This is a genomic window from Pseudomonas sp. 13B_2.1_Bac1 (assembly GCF_025466155.1).
Taxonomy (GTDB): domain Bacteria; phylum Pseudomonadota; class Gammaproteobacteria; order Pseudomonadales; family Pseudomonadaceae; genus Aquipseudomonas; species Aquipseudomonas aylmerensis.
In genome coordinates this window covers 86810-111797 of sequence record NZ_JANLOH010000101.1, presented here as the reverse complement: position 1 = coordinate 111797, position 24988 = coordinate 86810, and the positions used below count along the sequence as shown (strand labels likewise).

The window sequence follows — 24988 nt, the reverse complement described above, 5'->3', positions numbered from 1 at the left end:
GGAGGTGGCTGGCCTGGCGCCTTCGCGAGCAAGCCCGCTCCCACATTTGGGGTGTATTTCAAGGTTGGAACCGAGTTGTGCCTCCCGCTCAGATGCCGGTCCAGCACCCCGAATCCCAAGCCCGAACAGCGATCAAAACTGCGGGAGCGGGCTTGCTCGCGAAAGCGGTGGGTCAGTCGCTGCAGGAGGTGACTGATCTGGCGCCTTCGCGGGCAAGCCCGCTCCCACATTTGGGGTGTATTTCAAGGTTGGAACCGGGTGTGTACCGCCCGCTCAGATGCCGGTGCAGCACCCCGAATCCCAGCCCGAACAGCGATCAAAACTGTGGGAGCGGGCTTGCCCGCGATGGCGGTGCGTCGGGTGGACAGCGATCGGCTGGCAAACCGCTATCGCCGGCAAGCTCCTATAGTTGATCGAGTTTCGACAGTCAGCTATTCATGCTCTGAAAGTGCGCCAGCATGCGCTGCGCATCCGGCACTTCGCCGCTGAACAATTCAAACGCCTTGACCGCCTGAAACACTGCCATGTTGCCGCCATCCAGGGTGCGGCAACCCAAGGCGCGGGCGTCGCGCAGCAGCTCGGTTTCCAGGGGGAAATACACAATTTCTGCCACCCACAGTTGCGGTCGCAACAGCGCAGCGGGCACCGGTGTGCCCGGTAGCTTGGCCATTCCCATGGGTGTGGTGTTGACCAGGCCATCTGCTTCGGCCATGGCGTTTTCCAAGTCATTGCCGACTTGGGCGCGACCGGTGCCGAAGCGCTGCGTGAGGTTATCCACAAGGTCGCGGGCGCGGCTGGCGTCGACATCGAACACACTTAATTGCTCCACGCCTTCGGCCAGCAGCGCGTGGGCCACTGCCGCGCCCGCGCCGCCGGCGCCCATTTGCACTACGCGCTGGCGGGAAACATCACTCAGGTTTCGCCGAAACCCTTCGGCAAAGCCCAGGCAGTCGGTGTTGTGGCCGATGCGTTTGCCGTCCTTGAACACCACCGTATTGACCGCCCCAATGCCGCGGGCCTCGTCGGATAATTCATCGAGCAAGGGCAGGATCGCCTGCTTGCACGGGTAGGTAATGTTCAGGCCGGTGAAGTGCATCAGCTCGGCGGCATCGAGCAAGTCGGGCAGGGCGTTGAGGTCCAGCTTCAGCGGTTCCAGGTCGATCAGCCGATACAGGTAACGCAAGCCTTGGGCGTCACCTTCGTGCTCATGCAGGGCCGGCGTCCGGGAAGCCTGGATGCCGGCGCCGATCAGGCCGGCGAGGATGCGCGGTTTCATTGCGTCGATCCCTTCAGCAACTGGCTGAAATGCTCCAGGGCCAAGTGGTAGCCATGGCTGCCGAACCCGGCAAGCACGGCCTTGGCGATGGGCGACACACACGAGTGATGCCGAAACGCCTCGCGCGCATGCACGTTGGATAAATGCACTTCGATCACCGGTACTTCACTGGCCACCAGCGCGTCGCGAATCGCCACTGACGTGTGGGTCCAGGCTGCCGGGTTGATCACGATCCCGGCGCAGCGGGCGCGGGCGCCGTGGATCCAGTCCAGCAGCTCGCCTTCGTGGTTGGTCTGGCGAAATTCGATTTTCAGCCCCAGTTGCTCAGCGCTGCGGCCGCACAGGGCGGCGACATCGGCGAGGGTTTCATGGCCGTAGGTGGTCGGCTCGCGGGTGCCGAGCAGGTTGAGGTTGGGGCCGTTGAGCACCAGCACGATGGGCGGCATAAGGGGTGTCTCCACACTTATTGTTAGTTGTGCGGATAAAATGTACTGGATGGTTAATTTGGTCAATTGATGGCAGCGGATGTGTTCGATTACCGAACCGTTAATCAGACCTTGAGGCGCGACGGATCAGATTAGATATCAATTGAAAATCATTCTCGACAACGCTTAAGATGCCCGCCTGTTTCCTTAACATTCCAGGGAGTCGGTTTGTCGGACGTGGATCTCAAAGGCCTGTTTCTCAAGCACGCCGATACCCTGCGCGGGTATCTGGCGCGCAAGGTACGGGACCCGCAGTTGGCCGCGGACCTGGTGCAGGAGAGCTTCCTGCGCCTGGCGGAAAAGCCGGCCGGCGAGCGCATCGACAACTCCCAGGGCTATCTCTATCGAACGGCGAGCAATCTGCTGATCGACCATATTCGCCAGGAAGCGCGGCGCAAGACAGACTCCGTGCCCCACGAGGCGCTGGCCGAGATTGAAGATGAAGTGGCCGGGTTGGAGGCTCAGGCAATGGCGCAGCAACAGCGACAGGCATTGAAGCAGGCACTGGCGGAGTTGCCGGAGCGCACCCAGCAGATTTTCCGCCTGAACCGCATCGAGGGCATGACCCACGCCCAGGTTGCCCGGCACCTGGACATCTCCGACAGCTCCGTGCAAAAGCATCTCGCCAAGGCCTTGGCCTACGTGATGCAGCGCCTGCAGGACGGCGAGGTGGCGCCATCCGACGAATGAATTACCGAAAAACGCCAGGTCAGTCGTCACAGCGTTATATAACGAAAAATTCGAGATTCACACGTGAATAGCCAGGGTCCGCAACAGCACAGCATTACCGAGGTGGCCGCCGAGTGGGCGGTGCGCCTGCACGCCGGTGCCCTGACCGACCAGGAGCAGGCCGAGCTGCGCCATTGGATCGCCTGTGACAGTCGCCACGAAGCGGCGCTGCGCTTTGCCGAGCAGACCTGGGCGGCGTTGGGCGAGGTGCATAAGGATGAGGCGGTACACCGCCAGCGCCCCTCTGCGGCGGTGCTGCCGGTGCGCCGGTCGTCGCGGCGAAGGCCGTGGCAGCGGGCGGCGGCCGTCGCACTGGTCGTGGTGGCGGCGGGTGTCGGCTGGGTGCGCGGGCCGGATGCCTGGCTACGTCTGCAGGCCGACTATGTCACCCAGAAAGGCGAGGTGCGCACCGTGCACCTGGCCGATGGCAGCACGGTGGAGCTGGATTCCGCCAGTGCGATTCGCCTGGATTACGACGGCGTGCAACGGCGCATCAGCCTGCTCCAGGGCTCGGCGATCTTCGATGTGGCGCCGATGGTCGGCAAGGAGACTCGGCCATTCGTGGTGCAAAGCGCCGGCGGGCAGACCCGCGCGCTGGGTACGCGGTTTGTGGTGGACCGCGAGGAAAGCAGCCAGGCCTGGGTGGGCGTGTTGCAGCACAGCGTTGCGGTGTCCTTGCAAGCCTCGCCGAAAAAAGGCCCCAGCGACCGTGTGCTCCAGGAAGGCCAGGCCGCGCGCTACAGCCCCCAGGAAGGCATCGTGCCCCTGGATCAGTTCGATGTGGAGCGCGCCACCAGTTGGCGTCGCGGCGTATTGATCTTTGATCGCCAACCCTTGGCCAAAGTCATCGAACAACTCAACCGCTACCGCCCGGGGCGCGTGGTGTTGACCAGTGCGGACCTGGGCGATCGCGAAGTCAGCGGGGTCTTCCGCCTCGACATGCTGGACACCGCCCTCGGTACCCTGACCCAGGAATTGCAAGTGCAACGCCTGGACCTGGCAGGCCTCAGCCTGATCTATTGACGCCCCTGCTGGTGGTGGCGTTCGCGAGATCTTTTTCCAACGCCATCGCCGGCAAGCCGGCTTCTGCGCGTGTCTTTGCCTGCCAATCCCCCCTCATTTAAAAACTTTGAAAATAATCTTACTGACTTCCTGCGCGTCGCACGTCTTGCTAGGTGAGAAGCATTCGCATAAACAAAAACGCTTACGCAGGGAAAAACACAAATGTCAGCACTCAACAAGGGGCGTATCACCGGTAGCCGGTTAGCCCTGGCCATTCACCTGGGCCTGTTCGCGGCAGCGGCGCCGGTGTTCGCCGCACAGCCGCAAGTGGCAGCGGCCCAGCCTGCAGTGCTGACGTTCAATATTCCCGCGCAATCGCTTGGCAGTGCGGTATTGGCCTTCGCCGATCAGGCCGGCCTGCAGGTGTTGTTCGACAGCCAGCGCCTGCAAGGCTTGAACAGCACCGCGCTGCAGGGCAGCTTCGGGGTGCAGGAAGGTCTCGGCCGCCTGCTCGGCGCCGCGCCGGTGGACTACCGCTTTACCGGCGAGCGCCAGGTCACCCTGACCCGCGTCGAGCAGCCGACCACCCCGGCATTGTCGCTGGCAACCACCACCATCACCGGCCAGCACGCCCAGGATTGGGTGTACTCCTCGCCACGCTCGGTCAGTGTGGTCGGGCGTGAACAGCTGGATCGCAACCCGCCGCGCCATGCCGCCGAAATGCTCGAGGAAGCGCCAGGCGTCTACTCGGCGGTCAGTCAGCAGGACCCTGGCCTGTCGGTGAATATTCGCGGGATCCAGGACTACGGCCGCGTCAACATGTCGGTCGACGGCATGCGCCAGAACTATCAGCAAAGTGGTCACCAGCAACGCAATGGCACCCTGTATGTCGACCCGGAGTTGTTGTCCGAAGTCGTCATCGAAAAGGGCGCTACCTCCACCATGGGCGGTGCGGGCGTGATTGGCGGGGTTGCCAATTTCCGTACCGTGGAGGCGGCTGACCTGCTCAAGGACGGCAAGGAAATCGGCGGGCGCATTCGGCTCACCACGGGGCTGGGCGGGCGCAGCAACGGCACGCACTTTATCGGCAGTTCGGCGTTTGCCGTGGGGACCGACGTGTGGGACATGCTGGTGGCCGCCAGTGAGCGCCACCTCGGTGATTACAAACCTGGCACCCAAGGCAGCATCGGCGATCTGCGCACCGGCAGCTCCTTCCTGCCGAACAGTCAGGAACGGATCAAGAACACCCCCGTCGCTTATTCGGGCTCGGTGATGCGTTCGCGCCTGCTCAAGCTCGGTATCAATCTGCCGGTGGACCAGCGCTTGCAACTGAGCTACCTGACCACCGAGGTTGGCTACGACGACGTGAACATGATGACCGCTGAAAAAGCCCAGTTATGGGAAAAGCTCGGCAGCAGCAATGTCACGGCGCAGAACTTCGCGCTGGACTACAGCTACACGCCGGACAACCCGCTGATCGATTTCAAGGCCAAGCTCTACTACGTCGATACCCGCAACGACCAGAGCACTTTGACTCGTGGCAGCAGCAAGGGGTACGAGGTCACCTACCAGACCAACACCTACGGTTTGCAGGCCCAGAACATCTCGACCTTTGCCTTGGGCGAGCTGTCCGTGCTCAAGGCCAACTATGGGCTGGAGTTCTTCTACGACAAAGTCCGCCCGGACTCCAACCAAATGGTGGAGGCAGGCTCGGCGGTGACCGCTTCTGCAGCGGAAAGCATCACCCCCGAGGGGGACCGGGCACTCGGCAGCCTGTTCGCGCGCCTGGATTACGACTATGACAACTGGCTGAGCCTCAATGCCGGGTTGCGTTACGACCGCTATCGGTTGCGCGGCGAAACCGGCTTGAACACGCGTACCTTCATCATTGGCACCACCCGGCAGGTCGGCTTGCCCATGACCTACGACGTGGACCGGGAAGAGGGGCATTTCTCGCCGACCTTCGGCCTGTCGATCAAGCCTGGCGTGGATTGGTTGCAACTCTTCGCCACGTACGGCAAGGGCTGGCGCCCACCGGCAGTCACCGAAAGCCTGGTCAGCGGTCGGCCCCATGGCGGGGGCTCGGAGTCGATTTTCCCCAACCCCTTCTTGAAACCGGAGACGTCCACCGCCTGGGAAGTCGGCTTTAACGTGCTGAAGGAAGACCTGGTGTTCGCCGATGACCGCGTGGGCATGAAGGTGTCCTACTTCAACACCCGCGTCGACGACTTCTCCTACATGGCCCTGGGCGTGCAGCCGCCCGGTTATGGCATCGCCAATATCGGCAATGCGGCGTATGTGAACAATCTGGAGACCACGCGTTTTCGCGGTCTCGAATACCAGTTGGATTACGACGCCGGGTTTGCCTATGGCCAGTTCAACTACACACGCATGCTCGGCAGCAACAAGTTCTGCAGCAAGACCGCATGGCTGGGCGGTGTCACCAAGATCCAGAAAGGCCCGGGTAGCCGTGCGCCTGTAGACGCGATGGTGCCGGACGACGTGGCCAATGCGGGGCAGAGCTGCAGCGCAATCCTGGGCTCCTCCGAACATATGCCGATGGACCGCGGCACCGCGACGCTGGGCGCACGCTTCTTCGAGCGCAAATTGGATGTGGGCGTTCGCGCCCGCTACAGCGGCGGTTACTACGTAAAAGGCGGCGTCGGCGTGACCACGTCGCAAACCGGCGTGTATCCGGCCGACTGGAAGCCCTACACCGTCTACGACCTTTACAGCAGCTACCGCGCCACCGACCAACTGACCCTGCGACTGGCCATGGAAAACGTCACCGACCGCGCCTACCTGGTACCGCTGGGCGACGTGTTGGCCTTTACCCTCGGGCGTGGGCGCACGTTGCAGGGCACCGTTGAATACCAGTTCTGACCGATTTTGCCCAGTGACGGGCAAAACCACAGCAGGCACTGGCTTGCTGTGGAGATACCACCCCATGACTTGGAGTTTTGCATGAGCATTTCTATTTCATACAGCACGACCTATGCCGCCAACACGGTTGCCGAGTACCTGAGCGACTGGTCCGCTTACTTTGGTGACCTGAACCACCGTGAAGGTTCGGTCAAAGAAGGTTCGAACACCGGTGGTTTCAATCCTGGCCCGTTCGACGGCACCCAATATGGTGTGTCGAGCACGGTCAGCAACGCGGCGGTGGTCGCCAACGGTGACCTGCACTACACCTTGTTCAACCCGCCGTCGCACACCCTGTGGGGTTCGATCGACTCCCTGAACCTGGGCACTATCCTGTCGGGCGGCGCCAGCAGCGGTGGCTACACCCTCACCGAGCAGGAAGTCAGCTTCACCAACCTGGGCCTGTCGAGCCTGCAGTCCGAGGGCCGTGACGGCCAGGTGCACCAGATCATCTACGGCCTGATGAGCGGCGACAGCACGGCACTGGCCTCGGCGATCGACTCCCTGCTCAAGGACATCGACCCAAGCCTGTCGGTCAACTCCACCTTCGATCAACTGGCGGCTGCCGGTGTTGCTCATGTCGACTCGGCGTCGGTCGCCGCTGCCGATGTGGCGCTGGTGGGCGTTCAGGATGTGCCTCAGGACTTCGCCCTGGCAGCCTGATGCCATGAAAAAAGCGAATGGAAGATCGCTCTCCCATTCGCCGCATTACACCGCTGTCGCCAAGCCTTCTAACTCTTCAAGCGACGGCGGTGCCGAATTCTGCGCAGCGTCGCATGGCCTGTCAACGCAACGACGCTGCCCGCTCAACCCTTTGAGAATCCCCAGATGCGCCACGCCGGCAACGAAACCCTGGCCGCCCTCGCGGCTTATAAAAGTGGCTTCTTCAACATCGGCCTGTTCTCGGCGGTGATCAACCTGCTGATGTTGGCCCCGGCGCTGTACATGCTGCAGGTGTACGACCGGGTGCTGGCCTCGGGCAATCAGATGACCCTGCTCATGCTGACGCTGATGATCCTCGGCCTGTTCGGCCTGATGGGCGCATTGGAGTGGGTGCGTAGCCAGGTGGTGATCCGCCTCGGCACGCAGATGGACATGCGCCTGAACCAGCGGGTGTACGACGCCGCGTTCGAAGCGCAACTCAAGGGCGGCACCCAGGCGGCGGGGCAGGCGCTGCATGACCTGACCACCCTGCGCCAGTTCGCCACTGGCCAGGCTCTGTTCGCGTTTTTCGATGCACCGTGGTTTCCGGTGTACCTGCTGGTGATTTTCCTGTTCCACCCCTGGCTCGGCCTGCTGGCCCTGGGCGGCGCGGTGATGCTGATCGCGCTGGCCTGGCTCAACCACCGCGTCAGCCAGGCGCCGATGGCCCTGGCCAGCCAACTGTCGATCAGCGCCAGCCAGCAGGCTACGGCGAACCTGCGCAATGCCGACACCATCGAGGCCATGGGCATGCTCGCCACCTTGCGCGGGCGTTGGTTCCGGCAGCACCAGGCGTTTCTTGCGCAGCAGAACCTGGCCAGTGAAAAGACCGCGGCCGTCACGGCCTGGTCCAAGGGCGTGCGCCTGGCGTTGCAGTCGCTGGTGCTGGGCCTCGGCGCGTTGCTGGCGGTGCAGGGCGAGATCACGCCGGGGATGATGATTGCCGGGTCGATCCTGATGGGCCGCGTGCTGAGCCCCATCGACCAACTGATCGGCGTCTGGAAGCAATGGGGCTCGGCGCGCCTGGCCTACGAGCGCCTGTCGCAGATGCTTGAGGCCAACCCGGCGCGCCCCGAGCGCATGAGCTTGCCGGTGCCCAAGGGGCAACTGAGTGTCGAGCAGATCAGCGCCTGCGCTCCAGGCAGTCGGCGCCCGGCGCTGGCCAACCTCGGCTTCAACCTGCCGGCAGGTGAAGTGCTCGGCGTGATCGGCCCGTCGGGGTGCGGCAAGTCCACCCTGGCGCGGGTGCTGGTGGGGGCTTGGGCGCCGCTGGCCGGCAAGGTACGGCTGGACGGCGCCGACCTGAGTCACTGGGACAAGCAGCAACTGGGTCCGCACATCGGTTACCTGCCTCAGGACATCCAGCTGTTCGCCGGCAGCATCGCGCAAAACATCGCGCGCTTTGAGGCGGTGGACGCCGACAAAGTCCTCGCCGCCGCACAAATGGCGGGCGTGCATGACTTGATCCTGCAACTGCCCCAGGGCTACGACACCCCACTGGGGGAGGGCGGTGCCGGCCTGTCCGGTGGCCAGAAACAGCGAGTAGCCCTGGCCCGCGCGCTGTACGGCTTGCCCGCGCTGATCGTGCTGGATGAGCCCAACGCCAATCTCGACGAGGTGGGCGAGCAGGCCCTGCTGCAGGCGATCACCCAGCTCAAGCAGCAGCGCCGCACGCTGATCCTGATTACCCATAAATCCAACGTGCTGACGCTGACCGACCAGTTGCTGATCCTCAAGGACGGCCAGTTGCAAGCCTTTGGCCCGACGGCGCGGGTGCTGGAAGCGCGGCAGAAACCTGCGGCGCCCAAGCCGGTGTCGACCATGAGCATGAGTTACCGCCTCGGTGAAGGAAAACAGGCATGAGCAGCAGTAAACCGGTGTTGGTCAGTGATCAGCCCAACAATGTGCTGGCGCTGGATGACAAAAAATACTCGCGCCTGGGCTGGTGGCTGGTGCTGGGTGGCTTCGCCGGCTTCCTCGGTTGGGCGGCATTGGCGCCGTTGGACAAGGGCGTGGCGGTGCCGGGCAAGGTCATGGTCTCGGGTCATCGCAAGACGGTGCAGCATCCGGCGGGCGGTATCGTCGAGCGCATCGAAGTGCGCGACGGTGATGTGGTCAACGCCGGCCAGGTGCTGCTGCGTTTGAAGGAAACCCCGTTGCGTGGGCAGATGCAGTCCCTGCGCAGCCAGTACCTTGCGTCACTGGCTAGCGAAGCGCGCTTGAGTGCGGAAAGCGAAGGGTTGGCGGCGGTCACCTTTGGCCCCGAGCTGCTTGACGATCCCGAGGCTGCCAACACCCTGGACCTGCAACGCCAGCTGTTCAGCAGTCGCGCCCAGGCGCTGGCCACCGAGCAGCAAGGCCTGCGCGAAACCATCGCCGGGATCGAGGCGCAGCTGCGTGGCACGCGTGACTCGCAGGCCAGCAAGGTCCAGCAGCGTGCAGCGCTGAGCGAGCAACTGCAGGGCCTGCGCGAGTTGGCGCGCGACGGTTACATCCCGCGCAATCGCCTGCTCGACAGCGAGCGCCTGTATGCCCAGATCGACGGCACCATCGCCGAGGACTACGGCCGTATTGGCCAATTGCAGCGCCAGGTCCTGGAGCTGCGCCTGCGCATCCGCCAGCTCGGCGAAGACTTCCAGAAAGACCTGCGCGGCCAATTGGCAGATACCCGTACCCGCAGTGATGACCTGCGCAATCGCCTGGCCTCGGCCGAGTTTGAGCTGGCCAACAGCCTGGTGCGTGCGCCCGCGAGCGGTGTGGTGGTCGGCCTGGATGTGTTTACCGAAGGCGGGGTGATCAAGCCTGGCCAGGCATTGATGGACATCGTGCCCCAAGGCGAGCCGCTGCTGGTGGAGGCGCGAGTGCCGGTGCAGATGGTCGACAAGGTGCACCCCGGCTTGCCGGTGGAGTTGATGTTCTCGGCCTTCAACCAATCCACCACGCCACGGGTGGCCGGCGAGGTCACGCTGGTGTCGGCGGATCGCCAGGTCGATGAGCGCACCGACGAGCCTTACTACACGCTGCGCGCCCAGGTCAGCGCGGCCGGCATGCAGCAACTGGACGGCATGCAGATCCGCCCCGGCATGCCGGTGGAAACCTTCGTCAAGACCGGTGAGCGTTCGATGCTCAACTACCTGTTCAAACCGTTGCTGGATCGCACCCACATGGCCCTGGTGGAAGAATGAAGGCGTTGTTGTTCTCCCTGTGTTTCAGTTGCGCACCTGCGGCGCAGGCCCTGGGTTTGTTGGATGCGTACGACTTGGCCCTGCGCAATGACCCGACCTTTCAGGCCGCGATCCAGGAGCGCGAGGCCGGCGAGGAGAATCGTGCGATCAGCCGCGCCGGGCTGCTGCCGAACCTGTCCTGGAGCTATAACAATTCGCGCAATGAATCCGAAGTGACCCAGAGCACCGCGGTGGGCAATGTCACCAGCGACCGTGATTACCGCAGCTATGCGTCGACCCTGACCTTGCAGCAACCGCTGCTGGATTACGAAGCCTATGCGCGCTTTCGCCAGGGTACTGCCCAGGCGCTGATGGCCGATGAACGGTTTCGCGGCAAGAGCCAGGAACTCGCGGTGCGCGTACTCAGTGCCTACAGCCAGGCGTTGCTGGCCCAGGAGCGTATCGAGCTGAGCCGCGCACAGAAGCGCGCGTTTGCCGAACGCCTGCAACTCAATGATCGCCTGCTCAAGGGAGGTGAAGGCACGCGCACCGACGTGCTGGAAACCCAGGCCCGCCTGAGCCTCGCCCAGGCCGAGGAAATCGAGGCGCTGGACACCCAGGACAGTGCCCTGCGCGAGCTGGAAGCCATCGTCGGCCAACCATTGCAGATCGAAGAACTGGCACCGCTGGCTCGCCAGTTCGCGATTCCGCCGCTGGAGCCCAACCGGTTCGACACCTGGCGCGAACTGGCGATGGCCAACAACCCGGAGCTGAAATCCCAGCACCACGCGTTGGACGTTGCCGAATATGAAGTAGAGCGCAAACGCGCCGGCCACATGCCCAAGGTCAGCCTCTACGCCAGCAGCCGCCAGACCAGCTCCGACTCCGAAAGCAGCTACAACCAGAAGTACGACACCAACAGTGTTGGCATCCAGGTCAGCCTGCCGCTGTTCGCCGGTGGTGGCGTGTCGGCCTCCACCCGCCAGGCGGCGCACCAACTGTCCCAGGCCCAATACGAACTGGATGCGCAAACCTCGGCGACCCTGGTGGAGCTGCGCAAGCAATTCAACCTCAACACCAGCGGCGCGGCGAAAGTGCGTGCTTACGAAATGGCCGTCAGCTCCGCCACCGCCTTGGTCACCGCGACCCAAAAGAGCGTCAGCGGCGGTGAGCGCGTCAACCTCGACGTGCTCGACGCCGAACAACAGCTTTACACCGCCCGCCGCGACCTGGCGAACGCGCGGCATGCGTATCTGCTGGCGCGGATTCAATTGAAGTATTACGCAGGATTGCTCAACGAGCAGGACTTGCAGGCGTTGGCAGGGTATTTCCAGCCCCCACCTCTGCCTTGAAATGCATACCCCTGTGGGAGCGGGCTTGCTCGCGAAGGCGTTGTGTCAGCCAACACATATACCGACTGACACCCCGCCTTCGCAGGCAAGCCAGCTCCCACAGGGGATATGTATGCGCTGTGCGATTGCATGCAGCTCGAACCTGCTGCTCGGATGTGGGAGCTCTCGAGCCAGAGCGAGGCAGCGAAGGCGGTGGTTCAGCCAACCCATGTACCGACTGACCCTGCGCCTTCGCAGGCAAGCCAGCTCCCACAGGGGATATGTATGCGCTGTGCGATTGCATGCAGCTCGAACCTGCTGCTCGGATGTGGGAGCTCTCAAGCCAGAGCGAGGCAGCGAAGGCGGTGGTTCAGCCAACCCATATACCAACTGACCCTCCGCCATCACAGGCAAGCCAGCTCCCACAGGGGATATGTGTACGCTGTGCGATTGCATGCATCTCGAACCTGCTGCTCGGATGTGGGAGCTCTCGAGCTAGAGCGAGGCAGCGAAGGCGGTGGTTCAGCCAACCCATGTACCTACTGACCCTCCGCCATCACAGGCAAGCCAGCCCCCACCTTTGCCTTGAAATGCATACCCCTGTGGGAGCGGGCTTGCCCGCGAAGGCGTTGTGTCAGTCAACACATATATCGACTGACACCCCGCCTTCGCAGGCAAGCCAGCTCCCACAGGGGATATGTGCGCGCTGTGCGATTGCATGCAGCTCGAACCTGCTGCTCGGATGTGGGAACTCTCGAGCCAGAGCGAAACAGCGATGGCGGTGGTTCAGCCAACCCATACACCAACTGACACCCCGCCATCGCAGGCAAGCCAGCCCCACCTTTGCCTTGAAATGCATTCCCCTGTGGGAGCGGGCTTGCCCGCGAAGGCGGTGGTTCAGTCAGCACATCTATCAACTGACACCACCCATAGGCAAACCAACCCCCACAGGCGATCTACGCTGTCCTGCCGACTTATCGGCGGGTCAGCAGCACGCCGGATTCCATATGGTGCGTCCACGGGAACTGGTCAAACAGGGCGCACTTGGTGATGCGGTGGGTGTCATGCAGTTGCGCGATGTTCGCCGCCAGGGTCTCCGGGTTGCAGGAGATGTACAGGATGTTGTCGAAACGCCGGGTCAGTTCGCAGGTGTCCGGGTCCATGCCGGCGCGGGGCGGGTCGACGAACACGCTGCCGAATTCGTAGCTCTTCAGGTCGATGCCGTGCAGGCGACGGAACGGGCGCACTTCGTTGAGCGCCTCGGTGAGTTCCTCGGCAGACAGGCGCACCAGGGTGACGTTATCCACCGCGTTTTCATCAAGGTTGCTCAGCGCGGCATTCACCGAGGTCTTGCTGATTTCGGTGGCCAGCACTTTGCGCACGCGGGTTGCCAGGGGCAGGGTGAAATTGCCGTTGCCGCAGTACAACTCGAGCAAATCATCCGGGCGATCACCCAAGGCTTCGTACGCCCAGTTGAGCATCTTCTGGTTCACCGTGCCGTTGGGCTGGGTGAACGCGCCTTCAGGCTGGCGGTAGCTGAACGTGCGACCGCCGACCTCGAGCTTTTCCACCACATAGTCATGGCCGATCACGTCGCGCTTGCCTTTCGAACGGCCGATGATGCTCACGTTCAAGTCGGCAGCCAGTTGGTTCGCGGCGGTGTGCCAATGCTCGTCCAGCGGGCGGTGGTAGCACAGCGTGATCATTGCGTCGCCGGCCAACGTGGTGAGGAACTCCACCTGGAACAGCTTGTGGCTCAGCGCAGCACTGGCTTGCCAGGCGGCCTTGAGCTGCGGCATCAACTGGTTGATGCGCTGGCTGGCGATGGGGAATTCTTCGATCAGGATCGGCGTGCGTTTGTCGTCCTGGGAGAACATCGCGTAGTGGCGTTCACCGCCTTCGCGCCACAGGCGGAACTCCGCGCGCAGGCGAAAGTGCTGCAGCGGCGAATCGAAGACCTGTGGCTCGGGTGCGTCGAACGGTGCCAGCAGGTCACGCAAGCGCGTGACCTTGTCTTGCAGTTGAGCGGTGTAGCGTGCGGCGTCAAAAGTCATGCGTTGAACCAGCCCAGCTTGATCACAAACAGAATCGACAGAATCACCAGTGCCGGGTTCAGCTCACGGTAGCGGCCCGAAAGCAGCTTGATGGCGGTCCAGGCGATGAAACCGAAGGCGATGCCGTTGGCGATGGAGTAAGTGAAGGGCATCGCCAGGGCGGTGATCACCACCGGCGCTGCAACGGTAATGTCATCCCAGTCGATTTCGGCCAGGCCCGAGGTCATCAGCACGGCGACGAACAGCAGTGCCGGCGCGGTGGCGAATGCGGGAACGCTGGCCGCCAGTGGCGAGAAGAACAGCGCCAGCAGGAACAGGATTGCAACCACGATCGCCGTCAGACCGGTACGGCCACCGGCACTCACGCCGGCGGCGGATTCGATGTAGCTGGTGGTGGTCGACGTGCCCAGCAGCGAACCGGCCATGGCGGCGGTGCTGTCGGCGATCAGGGCGCGGCCCATCTTCGGCATGTGGCCGTCCTTGCCCATCAGGCCGGCGCGCTTGGCGACGCCGATCAGGGTGCCGGAGTTGTCGAACAGGTCGACGAACAGGAAGGCGAAGATCACGCTGACCAGGCCGATGTCCAGTGCACCTTTGATATCCAGCTGCAGGAAAGTCGGGGCCAGGGATGGCGGCATCGAGGTCACGCCGCCGAACGGAGTGAAGCCCATGACGATGGACACGATGGTCACCGCCAGGATGCCGATCAGCACTGCACCGCGCACGGCCAGGGCTTCCAGCGCCACGATCAGCGCGAAACCGAGGGTGGCGAGGATCGGCGCCGGTTGCTTAAGGTCGCCCAGGCCGACCATGGTGGCCGGGTTGCTGACCACGATGCCGGCGTTGTGCAGGGCGATCAGCGCCAGGAACAGGCCGATACCGGCCGCAATCGCCGAGCGCAGGGGCAGCGGGATGCTGTTGATGATCCACTCACGGATGCGGAAGATCGACAGCAGGAAGAACAGCACCGCCGAGATGAACACCGCGCCCAGCGCAACCTGCCAGGTATGGCCCATGTGCAGGACCACGGTGTAGGTAAAGAAGGCATTGAGGCCCATGCCCGGCGCCAGTGCGATCGGGTAGTTGGCGATCAGGCCCATTACGGTCGAACCTATGGCGGCCGCCAGGCAGGTCGCGACAAATACTGCGCCCTTGTCCATGCCGGTCTCGCCGAGGATGCTCGGGTTGACGAACAGGATGTAGGCCATGGCCAGGAATGTCGTGATGCCCGCGAGGATCTCGGTGCGCACGTTGGTGTTGTGTGCCTTGAGTTGAAACAGCTTTTCCAGCATGCCTGCTCCCTGTGACGCTATTTTGCGTCGTGATTTGTTGACCTCTAAGTCAAAGCACAAACTGCGCCAAGCGCCTGTGGTTCCAGAGAGGATCGGAAAAAGCGGCGCATCATACCAGCAGCCGAGGCCGTGTGGCGTATAGGCTGCGTATTCTGAAGCGTGGCCTTGAGGCATACTGCGCCGACGTTTAATCCAGGGTCATCGCCAGCATGAAAAAAGCCAACGCCAGCAGTCTAGCTCTGTTCGCCATAATCGGCCTTTGGCTCAGTGCGGCACCGGCGTGGGGCGCGACTGCACCGGCGTTGAGCGAGGTGCGGGTGTTCAAGGTGCAGTCGGCCGCTTGTACTGAAACCATCCCTGAACGCGCGGCCAGCACCCAGATGTGCACGCACCGTGGGCAAACGCTGGTGTACGTGATGGAAGTCGGCTTGGGCAACAGCTCCCAGGCGTTCTTTGATGGTGCGCCGGTTTCCGGCAGCAGCACCCCGATCTGCCAGGTGGGCTCCATCAGCCAGGCGTGCAGCGGCGCGGGCACGGTGATGGGCTACATCTATGCATTCCAGCTGAATATCAGCGCGGGTGGCACCTTCCAGTACAGCAACACGTCGATCAATCCGCCGCGCAACCAACTGGTTACCACCCTCAGCATTCGCTGATCGCCACCTATCAATTGCCTTGAACGCTCAATACCCCGGGAAGTCGTACCCCTGAGACGGCGACTTTCCTGAACGCCGCGGATGTATACCAACCCGTGAGGTGTTTATGAGCGCGACCCCCAATGGCGCGGCGGCCCAACCGTTCGTCAGCCACTCCATACGCCTGAGCCTCAATGGCCAGGACCGCCAGCTGGACGTGTTGCCCTGGACCACCTTGCTCGACCTGTTGCGTGAGCAACTGGATCTGGTCGGCAGCAAAAAGGGTTGCGACCACGGCCAATGCGGCGCCTGCACCGTATTGCGCGACGGCAAACGCGTAAACGCCTGCCTGACCCTGGCGGTGATGTGCGACGGCGCCGAGCTGACCACCATCGAAGGCCTGGCCGACGGCGACCAGCTCCACCCGATGCAGCAAGCCTTCATCAAGCATGATGCCTTCCAGTGCGGCTACTGCACCCCTGGCCAGATCTGTTCCGCTGTCGGCCTGGCCAATGAAGGCCGTGCCCACGACACCGCGCAGATCCAGGAACTGATGAGCGGCAACCTGTGCCGTTGCGGCGCCTACACCAATATTCGCGATGCCATCGAAGACGCGTTGCCCCGCTGCCGCGCCGGGGGAGATCAGCCATGAACCCCTTCCACTACAGCAAGCCTGCGGATGTGCACGAGGCCGTGCACCTGAGCAGCGCCGCATCGCGCTTTATCGCCGGCGGCACCAACCTGCTGGACTTGATGAAAGAAAACCTCACGCGCCCTGAGCACCTGATCGACATCACCGGCCTGCCGTTGCAGGGTGTTGAAGAAACCGCCGAGGGCGGCCTGCGCATCGGCGCGCTGGTGAGCAACGCCGACCTGGCCTGGCACCCGCTGGTCGAGGCGCGCTACCCGTTGCTGTCGCAGGCGATCCTCGCCGGTGCCTCGCCGCAATTGCGCAATATGGCCAGCACTGGCGGCAACCTGCTGCAGCGCACCCGGTGCTATTACTTCTATGACGCCGCCGTGCCCTGCAACAAGCGTGAGCCCGGCAGCGGTTGCCCGGCGCGCACCGGCTTGAACCGTATCCATGCGATCCTCGGCGCCAGCGACCAATGCGTGGCCACCCATCCGTCGGACATGTGCGTGGCCCTCGCGGCATTGGAGGCACGGGTGCATGTGGAGGGGCGTGGCGGCGCGCGGGTCATCGAGTTTGCCGACTTCCACCGCCTGCCCGGCGATGCGCCGCAGCGTGATAACCAATTGGCCGATGATGAACTGATCACCGCCATTGAGCTGCCCGCCGACCACCTGGCGCGTCACAGTCACTACCTGAAAATCCGCGACCGTGCGTCCTACGCTTTCGCACTGGTCTCGGTCGCCGCAGCCCTGGAGTTGGACGGTGACCGGATCGTCGACGCGCGCCTGGCCCTCGGCGGTGTGGCCCACAAACCGTGGCGAGATCGCGCGGTGGAAGCTGCGTTGATCGGCCAGGCGGTCAGCCGCGAAACCTTCAGCAACGCCGCCGATGCCCTGCTGCAAGACGCCGAGCCGTTGGAACACAACGGCTTCAAGATCAAATTGGCGCGCCGTGCAATCATCCGCGCCCTGAGCGACGCCGCCGTCGCCGGAGAACGCCCATGACCGCCCTCGGCAAACCCCTGGACCGTGTCGACGGTCTGCTCAAGGTCACCGGCGAGGCGCGCTATGCCGGCGAGTTCCCCGAGGCTGGCCTGCTGCATGGCAGTGTGGTCTCCAGCACCATCGCCAAAGGCCGCGTAGTCAACATCGACGCCTCCAAAGCCTTGGCGCTGCCTGGTGTGGTCATGGTGCTCGATCACCGCAACCGGCCCAGACTCGCCAGCTATGACGATGCCTTCGCCGACGACGATGCCGCCGATGGCTCGCCGTTTCGTCCGCTGTACAACGACCGCGTGCTCTACAGCGGCCAGCCGCTGGCCCTGGTGATCGCCGACAACCTCGAACTGGCGCGGCATGCCGGCTCACTGGTGCAGATCGAATACGCCAGCGAAACTTTTGAAACCGATCTGGTGGCCCAGCAGGAGCAGGCCCACCCGTCACCGCAAACCCCGCCCGAGCCACGCGGTAATTTCCAGGCCGAATGGACCGGCGCCGCCGTGAGCCTTGACCTGCACTACAGCACCCCCATCGAGCACCACAACCCGATGGAGCCGCACGCCAGCACCGTGCTGTATCAGCCGGACGGCACCCTGCATATCCACGACAAGACCCAGGGCCCGCAGAACTGCCAGGCCTATGTGCAAAAAGTCTTCGGCCTGGACAAGAGCCAAGTGCGCATCTTTGCCGCGTTCGTCGGTGGCGCCTTCGGATCCGGCCTGCGCCCGCAGTACCAGTTGCCGCTGGCGGTGATGGCGTCCCTGGCGCTCAAGCGCTCGGTGCGCGTCACGCTGACGCGCCAGCAAATGTTCACCTTCGGCTACCGCCCACGCACCTTGCAGCGTTTGCAGATGGGCGCGGCGGCAGATGGCCGCTTGATGGCGCTGGGGCATACGGCGATTGGCCAGACCTCACGTTTCGAAGATTTCAGCGAGCACGTGGTGGAGTGGAGCGGCATGCTTTATCACTGCGACAACGTGCAATTGACCTACCAGTTGGTACCACTGGACGTATTCACCCCGCTGGACATGCGTGCACCTGGCGCGGCCCTGGGCGTGATCGGCCTGGAGTGCGCCATGGACGAACTGGCGTGCGCCTTGGGCATGGACCCGGTGAAGCTGCGGCTGATCAACTACGCGGAGCGCAATCAGAACGACGACAAACCCTGGTCAAGCAAAGCCCTGCGCGAATGTTACCGTGATGGCGCCGAGCGTTTTGGCTGGAGCCAGCGCAACCCGGAACCGCGCAGCATGCGCGATGGCCGCCAGTTGATCGGTTGGGGCATGGCCGGTGGCGTGTGGGAAGCCATGCAGATGAAGGCCAGCGCCAAGGCCCGCCTTGATGCCGAGGGCAAGCTGACGGTCAGCAGCGCCACCACCGATATCGGCACGGGTACGTACACGGTCATGACCCAGATCGCGGCGCAGGCCAGCGGCGTGGCGATGGACGACGTGCGTTTTCTGCTCGGTGACTCTTCATTGCCGACGGCGCCGTTGCAGGGCGGCTCGTTTACCGTGTCCTCGGTCGGCACCGCGGTGCAGCAAGCGTGCGAAGCCTTGAATGCCCAGTTGCTGGCCATCGCCCGGCAAACCTACCCGGTATTCACCCAGGCGCAGTCCGTGCGCTTTGAAGACGGTCAACTGCACGCCGGTGACGTGAGCGTGTCGTTGGCGCAGTTGGTCAAGGACAGTGGCGAAGCAGCGTTGGAAGCCCAGGTCGACAGCGAGCCGGACAAAAAACGCGAGGGCTACAGCACCGCCACGCATTCGGCGGTGTTCATCGAGGTGCGCGTGGATGAAGACCTCGGCACTATCAAGGTCAGCCGCGTGGTCAGTGCGATTGCAGCCGGGCGCGTGGTCAATCCAAAAATGGCGCGCAGCCAGATACTCGGTGGCGTGGTATGGGGCATCGGCATGGCCCTGCATGAAGAAACCCAGGTCGACCATCAACTGGGGCGCTACATGAACCACAGCCTGGCCGAATACCACATTCCGGTGAATGCCGATATTGGCGAGATTGAGGTGATATTCGTCGAAGAACACGACGAGATCGTCAACGCGCTGGGCTCCAAGGGCGTCGGTGAGATCGGCATTGTCGGCGTGGCGGCGGCGGTCGCGAATGCGATCTACCATGCCACCGGCAAGCGAGTGCGGGAGTTTCCCATCACGTTGGACAAGGTGCTGTAACCCGGTCTTCGAACCACAGAAGAGCAAAATGTGGGAGCGGGTTTGCCTGCGATAGCACTCTTTCAGCCCATCATATAGTGGCTGAGACACCGCCATCGCAGGCAAGCCAGCGCCGACATTGACGGTTTTTCAACCGGCTTATGGCTTGGTTTCCTCCACCGGCACATGCATGCGGTCGCGGTTGGCCAGGGTCGGGAACAGTTTGATCCACGTCCCCGTCACCACCAGCGTGCCGATCCCGCCCATGACCACGGCGGGCACGGTGCCGAACCAGTGGGCGGTGATGCCCGATTCGAACTCGCCCAATTGATTCGATGCGCCGATGAACAGGCCGTTGACGGCACTCACGCGGCCGCGCATTTCATCCGGGGTTTCCAGCTGCACGAAGGAGGCGCGGATCACCATGCTGATCATGTCCGCCGCGCCCAGGACCACCAGCACTGCCAGCGAGAACCAGAACGAAGTGGAAAGGCCGAACGCGATGGTCGCCACGCCGAATACGCCGACGGCAGTGAACATCACGCGGCCTACATGCCGATCCACCGAAAACCGTGCCAGCCACAGCGACATCAACAACGCGCCCACTGCTGGTGCCGAGCGCAGCAGGCCCAGGCCCCAGGCGCCGGTCAGCAGGATGTCCTTGGCGAACACCGGCAGCAACGCGGTGGCACCGCCCAGCAGCACGGCAAACAGGTCCAGGGAAATTGCCCCGAGAATGTCCGGGCGGCTGCGGATAAAGCGGATGCCGGCCAGCAGCGAATCGAGGGTGGCCTTGCCCTTGTTGAGCGGGGTCTGGCGGGCTGGCAGGTTGAGGGTCAGCACGCAGGCAATCAGGTACAACGCCACGGTAGGGCCATACACCCACACGCTGCCAAACGCGTAGAGCAAACCGCCGAGGGCCGGCGCGACGATGGTCGCCAGTTGCTGGGCCGATTGCGATGAGGCCACGGCGCGCGGGAACAGTGCGCTGGGCACGATGCTCGGCAGCAGTGCCTGAGTAGTGGGCATTTCAAAGGAGCGCGCGGCGCCGAGCAGGAAGGCGAGGATAAAGATCATCTCGCGGGTGACGTTGCCGGTCAGGCCACCGATGGCCAGGGACAGGGCGATCAACGCCTGCACGGTCTGGCAGATGGCGGCGACCTTGCGCCGCTCATAGCGGTCGGCCACATGCCCGGTGTGCAGCATGAACAGCACGCGCGGTACGAACTCGACCAGCCCGACCAGGCCCAGGTCCAGCACATTGCCGGTCAGCTGGTAGAGGTTCCAGCCGATGGCCACCGTGAGCATCTGGAAACCGCTGGCGGTAAAGATCCGTGCCAGCCAGAACGCGATGAAAGGGCGGTGGTGACGCAACAGCAACGCGGGTTCACTAGGCATCGGGAATTCTGGTCAGGGCCGGGGGAGGGCCGAGATTATCATCAAGTTGTAACAGATGGTTGCAGGAACTGCGCTGAGGCAGTCTGTCACGCGGCAAAAGACCACACAGTTCAATCCTCAAAATGGGACTACTCTTTCAGCAATGATTGATCCAGATCAATGTCCGCCCGGGCATCGGTCTGGCGGCCGCAAGGCCAGATTCCCTACGTGGTTGGTTAAAAAAAGAAACGAATTGAAATTCGCCAGACTCCATATCCGTGGGGGCAGTGGGTGCAGGCTCCCGCCAGCAGCCGGTATTACCTGACAGAGGAAGACTTATGTTCGGTTTGGAGGCGCTAGATCTCGCCCGAATTCAATTCGCATTCACCATCTCGTTCCACATCCTGTTCCCGGCGATCACCATCGGCCTGGCCAGTTACCTTGCGGTGCTGGAAGGCTTGTGGCTCAAGACCCATAACGACACCTACCGTGACCTCTACCATTTCTGGTCGAAGATCTTTGCCGTCAACTTCGGCATGGGCGTGGTTTCCGGCCTGGTGATGGCTTACCAGTTCGGCACCAACTGGAGCCGCTTCTCGGACTTCGCCGGCGCCGTCACCGGCCCGCTGCTGACGTATGAAGTGCTCACGGCGTTCTTCCTCGAAGCCGGTTTCCTCGGCGTGATGCTGTTCGGCTGGAACAAGGTGGGGCGCAAGCTGCACTTTTTCTCCACGGTGATGGTGGCCGTCGGTACGTTGATCTCGACGTTCTGGATTCTCGCCTCCAACAGCTGGATGCAGACGCCGCAGGGCTTTGAAATCATCGACGGCCGCGTGATCCCCACCGATTGGCTGGCGGTGATCTTCAACCCGTCCTTCCCCTACCGCCTGATGCACATGGCCACGGCGGCCTTCGTGGCCACGGCGTTCTTCGTCGGCTCCTCGGCGGCCTGGCATTTGCTGCGCGGCAAGGACAACCCGGCGATCCGCACCATGTTGTCGATGGCGATGTGGATGGCGCTGATCGTCGCGCCGATCCAGGCAGTGATCGGTGACTTCCATGGCCTCAACACCCTCAAGCATCAACCGGCGAAAATCGCTGCGATTGAAGGCCACTGGGAGAATATCGGCAACGAACCGACGCCGCTGATCCTGTTCGGCTGGCCGGACATGAAGGCCGAGAAAACCAAGTACGCGGTCGAGATTCCCTATCTGGGCAGCCTGATACTGACCCACTCCCTGGATAAACAGGTGCCGGCGCTCAAGGAGTTTCCGCCTGAGGATCGGCCCAATTCGACCATTGTGTTCTGGTCGTTCCGGGTCATGGTCGGCCTGGGCTTCCTGATGATCTTCACCGGGCTGTTCAGCCTGTGGCTGCGCCGTGGCGACAAGATGTACACGTCCAAGCCGTTCCTGTACCTGGCGCTGTGGATGGGCCCGTCCGGGCTGATCGCGATTCTCGCCGGTTGGTTCACCACCGAAATCGGCCGTCAGCCGTGGGTGGTCTACGGGTTGATGCGTACGGCGGATGCGTCCTCCGGGCATAGTCTGGCGCAGATGACCATTACCCTGGTGTTGTTCGTGGTGGTGTATTTCGCGCTGTTCGGCGCGGGCCTGGGCTACATGATGCGCCTGGTGCGCAAGGGCCCTGTGACCCACGAAGGCACCGAGCCGACCCACGGTGGTCCTGGCCAGAAACGCACACCGGCCCGTCCGTTGTCTGCCGCCGATGATGGCAGCGATGACGACCACGCCCACATCCAGCACAAGGGGAATTGAGATGGGTATTGATCTTCCGCTGATCTGGGCCGTGATTATCATTTTCGGCATCATGATGTACGTGGTCATGGACGGCTTCGACCTGGGTATCGGCATTCTCTTTCCGTTTATCCCCGGCAAAGTCGACCGTGACGTGATGATGAACACCGTCGCCCCGGTCTGGGACGGCAATGAAACCTGGCTGGTACTCGGTGGCGCGGCGTTGTTCGGCGCGTTCCCGCTGGCCTATTCGGTGGTGCTCTCCGCGCTGTACCTGCCGCTGATCCTGATGCTGATCGGGCTGATCTTCCGGGGCGTGGCCTTCGAGTTCCGGTTCAAGGCCAAGGACCACAAGCGTCACCTGTGGGACAAGGCCTTCATCGGTGGCTCGCTGGCCGCGACGTTCTTCCAGGGCGTGGCGCTGGGCGCCTTTATCGACGGTATCCCGGTGGTGGATCGCCAGTTTGCCGGCGGCTCGCTGGACTGGCTGACACCGTTCACGATGTTCTGCGGTGTGGCGCTGATCGTGGCCTATGCCTTGCTCGGCTGCACCTGGCTGATCATGAAGACCGAAGGCAAGTTGCAGGAACAGATGCACAACCTGGCGCGGCCGCTGGCGTTCGTGGTGCTGGCGGTGATCGGTATCGTCAGCCTGTGGACGCCGCTGGCGCACCCGGAAATCGCTTCGCGCTGGTTCACCCTGCCGAACCTGTTCTGGTTCCTGCCGGTGCCGATCCTGGTGTTGGTGACCATGTACGGCCTGATCCGTGCGGTGGCGCGTAACGCGCACTACACGCCGTTCCTGCTCACGCTGGTGCTGATCTTCCTCGGCTACAGCGGCCTGGGGATCAGCCTGTGGCCGAACATCATCCCGCCGTCGGTCTCGATCTGGGATGCCGCCGCACCGCCGCAGAGCCAGGGCTTTATGCTGGTCGGCACGTTGTTCATCATCCCGTTCATCCTGGGCTACACCTTCTGGAGCTACTACGTGTTCCGCGGCAAGGTCACCCACGAAGACGGTTATCACTAGGAGGGGCGTTTAATGTCCGGCAAGCCTTCGTTGCACGAGATTGAACAGGCCGAGAAACAGCCGCTGTGGCGGCGCCTGGGGTGGCTGGCGATGATCTGGACCGGCAGCGTGCTGGCCCTGTTTGTCGTGGCCAGCCTGATGCGCATGTTCATGAATGCGGCCGGCCTGACCACCCACTGACATCCCGATCCGGGCCTTGCGGCCCGGCTTTCAACCCTGCCCATCGCGAGATTGGCAGGGTTTTTTTATTTGCGCGCCTTGAGGATCACGAATTTCGGGGTTGCAGCCACTTGCTCGACACCCCGGAACAGCCGCGCCAACTTGCTGTGGTAACCCAGATGACGGTTGCCGACTATATAAAGAGCGCCGCCGACCACCAGCGCCTCGCGCGCCTGCTGGAACATGCGCCAGGCCAGGAAGTCGCCCACCACCTGCTGCTGGTGGAAAGGCGGGTTGCACAGCACCACATCCAGGGACTGCGGTTCCTGGCCAGCGAGGCCATCACCGGCGCGGACGTTGACGTCGCGCTCGCCGAGGGCGGCGCGCCAGTTCTCCAGCGCCGACTGCACGGCCATGTAGGACTCGTCCACCAAGGTGTACTGCGCGTCAGGGTTTTGCAGTGCGCTGGCGATGGCCAATACGCCATTGCCGCAGCCCAGGTCTGCGACGCGGGCACTGCCGAGGTTTTTCGGCAGGTGCGGCAGGAAAGCGCGGGTGCCGATGTCCAGGCTTTCGCGGCAGAACACGTTGGCGTGGTTCAGCAGTTCAATCGCCGGCGCATCCACGGTGTAGCGGGTGGGGTAGGGCGAGACCGCCGTCGGACGCTCCGCAACGGTGGCGATCAACAGCCGGGCTTTCTTGACGGCCAGCGAGGCGTGCATGGGGCCGATATAACGCTCAAGCATTTCCCCGGCCGCGCGTGGCAGGTGCTTGACCATCGCCCCGGCGATCACTTCGGCGCCCGGCGCCAGTTGACCTTGCAGGCGGATCAGTTGCTCTTCCAGCAAGGCGAGGGTCTTGGGTACACGGATCAGCACGCGATCGAAGGGCCCTGCTGGCAGCTGGCTGGCAGGGATGAACGGCACCGCATCGAAGGCCTTGGCGTTGCGCACCAGGTTTTTCCCGAGGCCCTGTGCCGCGAGGAAAGAGTCGCCGCTGGAAGTCACTTGCACCTGGCCTTCAAGGCTGGCGGCCAAGGCGCCGAAGCTGTCATTGAGTACCAGCACGCGGGTCGCGGCGCCGGGTTGCTGTTCGGCCAGGTAGCTGAGGAGGTACTCGTCGGCCGCGTCGAAGGCTTGCAGCGGATCGTTATGCTGTTCTGGCTGGCGAATCAGATCGAGCTGGGCGAAGGGCGTGTCGAGCAGGGGCATGGCGGGGAGGCTCTGGGTAATCGATGGGCGTTGGGCAGTGGCCTGCACAACGGTCTGAGTGAACG

Annotated in this window: 20 protein-coding genes; 14 read left to right on the top strand and 6 right to left on the bottom strand. The window is 63.2% G+C overall.

The genetic code is table 11. The annotated features are described in order from the left end of the window. Window positions 1-427: 427 nt before the first annotated feature. Together NTD80_RS25065 and aroQ are read right to left on the bottom strand one after the other, a co-directional pair. Window positions 428-1276, bottom strand: a complete 849-nt coding sequence (locus NTD80_RS25065; RefSeq protein ID WP_262135349.1) for a shikimate dehydrogenase — start codon at window positions 1274-1276, stop codon at window positions 428-430. Then, entirely contained in the window at window positions 1273-1722 is a 450-nt protein-coding gene (aroQ, locus tag NTD80_RS25060) for a type II 3-dehydroquinate dehydratase (protein WP_262135348.1), read from the bottom strand. The genes NTD80_RS25065 and aroQ overlap by 4 nt, the downstream gene beginning before the upstream one ends. 207 nt (window positions 1723-1929) lie before the next feature. Here aroQ and NTD80_RS25055 point away from each other — a divergent pair, with 207 nt between their 5' ends. From NTD80_RS25055 to NTD80_RS25025, 7 genes are all read left to right on the top strand, one after another. Then, complete coding sequence (locus NTD80_RS25055) at window positions 1930-2451, top strand: RNA polymerase sigma factor (RefSeq protein WP_028618031.1); 522 nt, start codon at window positions 1930-1932, stop codon at window positions 2449-2451. Window positions 2452-2514: 63 nt separating this feature from the next. Beyond that, window positions 2515-3513 carry a FecR family protein gene (locus NTD80_RS25050; RefSeq protein ID WP_262135347.1) on the top strand — a complete coding sequence of 333 codons (999 nt, stop codon included), beginning with the start codon at window positions 2515-2517 and terminating at the stop codon, window positions 3511-3513. A 201-nt stretch (window positions 3514-3714) separates the two neighbouring features. Beyond that, window positions 3715-6375: a TonB-dependent receptor gene (locus NTD80_RS25045; RefSeq protein WP_262135346.1), complete on the top strand. Its 2661-nt coding sequence runs from the start codon at window positions 3715-3717 to the stop codon at window positions 6373-6375. Window positions 6376-6456: 81 nt separating this feature from the next. After that, complete coding sequence (locus tag NTD80_RS25040; protein WP_065910164.1) at window positions 6457-7077, top strand: heme acquisition protein HasA; 621 nt, start codon at window positions 6457-6459, stop codon at window positions 7075-7077. Window positions 7078-7242: 165 nt separating this feature from the next. Continuing rightward, on the top strand, window positions 7243-8979 hold the full coding sequence (locus NTD80_RS25035) for a type I secretion system permease/ATPase (RefSeq protein WP_262135345.1): 1737 nt from the start codon (window positions 7243-7245) through the stop codon (window positions 8977-8979). Next, entirely contained in the window at window positions 8976-10301 is a 1326-nt protein-coding gene (locus NTD80_RS25030; protein WP_262135344.1) for an HlyD family type I secretion periplasmic adaptor subunit, read from the top strand. The genes NTD80_RS25035 and NTD80_RS25030 overlap by 4 nt, the downstream gene beginning before the upstream one ends. Beyond that, a complete protein-coding gene (locus tag NTD80_RS25025; RefSeq protein ID WP_262135343.1) occupies window positions 10298-11632 on the top strand; it encodes a TolC family outer membrane protein in 1335 nt (444 codons plus the stop codon). The genes NTD80_RS25030 and NTD80_RS25025 overlap by 4 nt, the downstream gene beginning before the upstream one ends. Window positions 11633-12585: 953 nt before the next feature. On the opposite strand, the gene trmA is transcribed toward NTD80_RS25025, so the two are convergent. Both trmA and NTD80_RS25015 read right to left on the bottom strand, forming a co-directional pair. Beyond that, the gene (gene trmA / locus NTD80_RS25020; protein WP_065910173.1) at window positions 12586-13665 is read right to left on the bottom strand and encodes a tRNA (uridine(54)-C5)-methyltransferase TrmA; all 1080 of its coding nucleotides are present in this window, start codon (window positions 13663-13665) and stop codon (window positions 12586-12588) included. After that, window positions 13662-14957, bottom strand: coding sequence for an NCS2 family permease (locus NTD80_RS25015; protein WP_034100857.1), 1296 nt, complete (start codon window positions 14955-14957; stop codon window positions 13662-13664). Before NTD80_RS25015 ends, trmA begins: the two co-directional genes overlap by 4 nt. Window positions 14958-15166: 209 nt before the next feature. On the opposite strand from NTD80_RS25015, the gene NTD80_RS25010 reads away from it, so the two are divergent. From NTD80_RS25010 to NTD80_RS24995, 4 genes are all read left to right on the top strand, one after another. Continuing rightward, entirely contained in the window at window positions 15167-15613 is a 447-nt protein-coding gene (locus NTD80_RS25010) for a YolA family protein (RefSeq protein ID WP_262135342.1), read from the top strand. Window positions 15614-15719: 106 nt separating this feature from the next. Then, window positions 15720-16244 carry a (2Fe-2S)-binding protein gene (locus tag NTD80_RS25005; protein WP_262135341.1) on the top strand — a complete coding sequence of 175 codons (525 nt, stop codon included), beginning with the start codon at window positions 15720-15722 and terminating at the stop codon, window positions 16242-16244. Continuing rightward, the gene (locus NTD80_RS25000) at window positions 16241-17230 is read left to right on the top strand and encodes an FAD binding domain-containing protein (RefSeq protein ID WP_106802575.1); all 990 of its coding nucleotides are present in this window, start codon (window positions 16241-16243) and stop codon (window positions 17228-17230) included. Before NTD80_RS25005 ends, NTD80_RS25000 begins: the two co-directional genes overlap by 4 nt. Next, window positions 17227-19410: a xanthine dehydrogenase family protein molybdopterin-binding subunit gene (locus tag NTD80_RS24995; protein ID WP_262135340.1), complete on the top strand. Its 2184-nt coding sequence runs from the start codon at window positions 17227-17229 to the stop codon at window positions 19408-19410. Before NTD80_RS25000 ends, NTD80_RS24995 begins: the two co-directional genes overlap by 4 nt. 138 nt (window positions 19411-19548) lie before the next feature. On the opposite strand, the gene NTD80_RS24990 is transcribed toward NTD80_RS24995, so the two are convergent. Continuing rightward, window positions 19549-20787, bottom strand: coding sequence for an MFS transporter (locus NTD80_RS24990; RefSeq protein ID WP_065910183.1), 1239 nt, complete (start codon window positions 20785-20787; stop codon window positions 19549-19551). A gap of 317 nt (window positions 20788-21104) precedes the next feature. Between NTD80_RS24990 and NTD80_RS24985 the strand changes: the two genes are divergently transcribed. From NTD80_RS24985 to NTD80_RS24975, 3 genes are read left to right on the top strand one after another with little or no spacing between them, the layout of a single operon-like run. Continuing rightward, a complete protein-coding gene (locus NTD80_RS24985; protein ID WP_065910184.1) occupies window positions 21105-22544 on the top strand; it encodes a cytochrome ubiquinol oxidase subunit I in 1440 nt (479 codons plus the stop codon). Window position 22545: 1 nt separating this feature from the next. Continuing rightward, the gene (cydB, locus tag NTD80_RS24980; protein WP_065910185.1) at window positions 22546-23553 is read left to right on the top strand and encodes a cytochrome d ubiquinol oxidase subunit II; all 1008 of its coding nucleotides are present in this window, start codon (window positions 22546-22548) and stop codon (window positions 23551-23553) included. A gap of 12 nt (window positions 23554-23565) precedes the next feature. After that, window positions 23566-23733, top strand: coding sequence for a DUF2474 domain-containing protein (locus NTD80_RS24975; protein WP_010206690.1), 168 nt, complete (start codon window positions 23566-23568; stop codon window positions 23731-23733). Between the two features lie 65 nt (window positions 23734-23798). Here NTD80_RS24975 and NTD80_RS24970 read toward each other — a convergent pair whose 3' ends face one another. Continuing rightward, a complete protein-coding gene (locus NTD80_RS24970) occupies window positions 23799-24923 on the bottom strand; it encodes a methyltransferase (RefSeq protein ID WP_106802577.1) in 1125 nt (374 codons plus the stop codon). Window positions 24924-24988 lie beyond the last annotated feature (65 nt).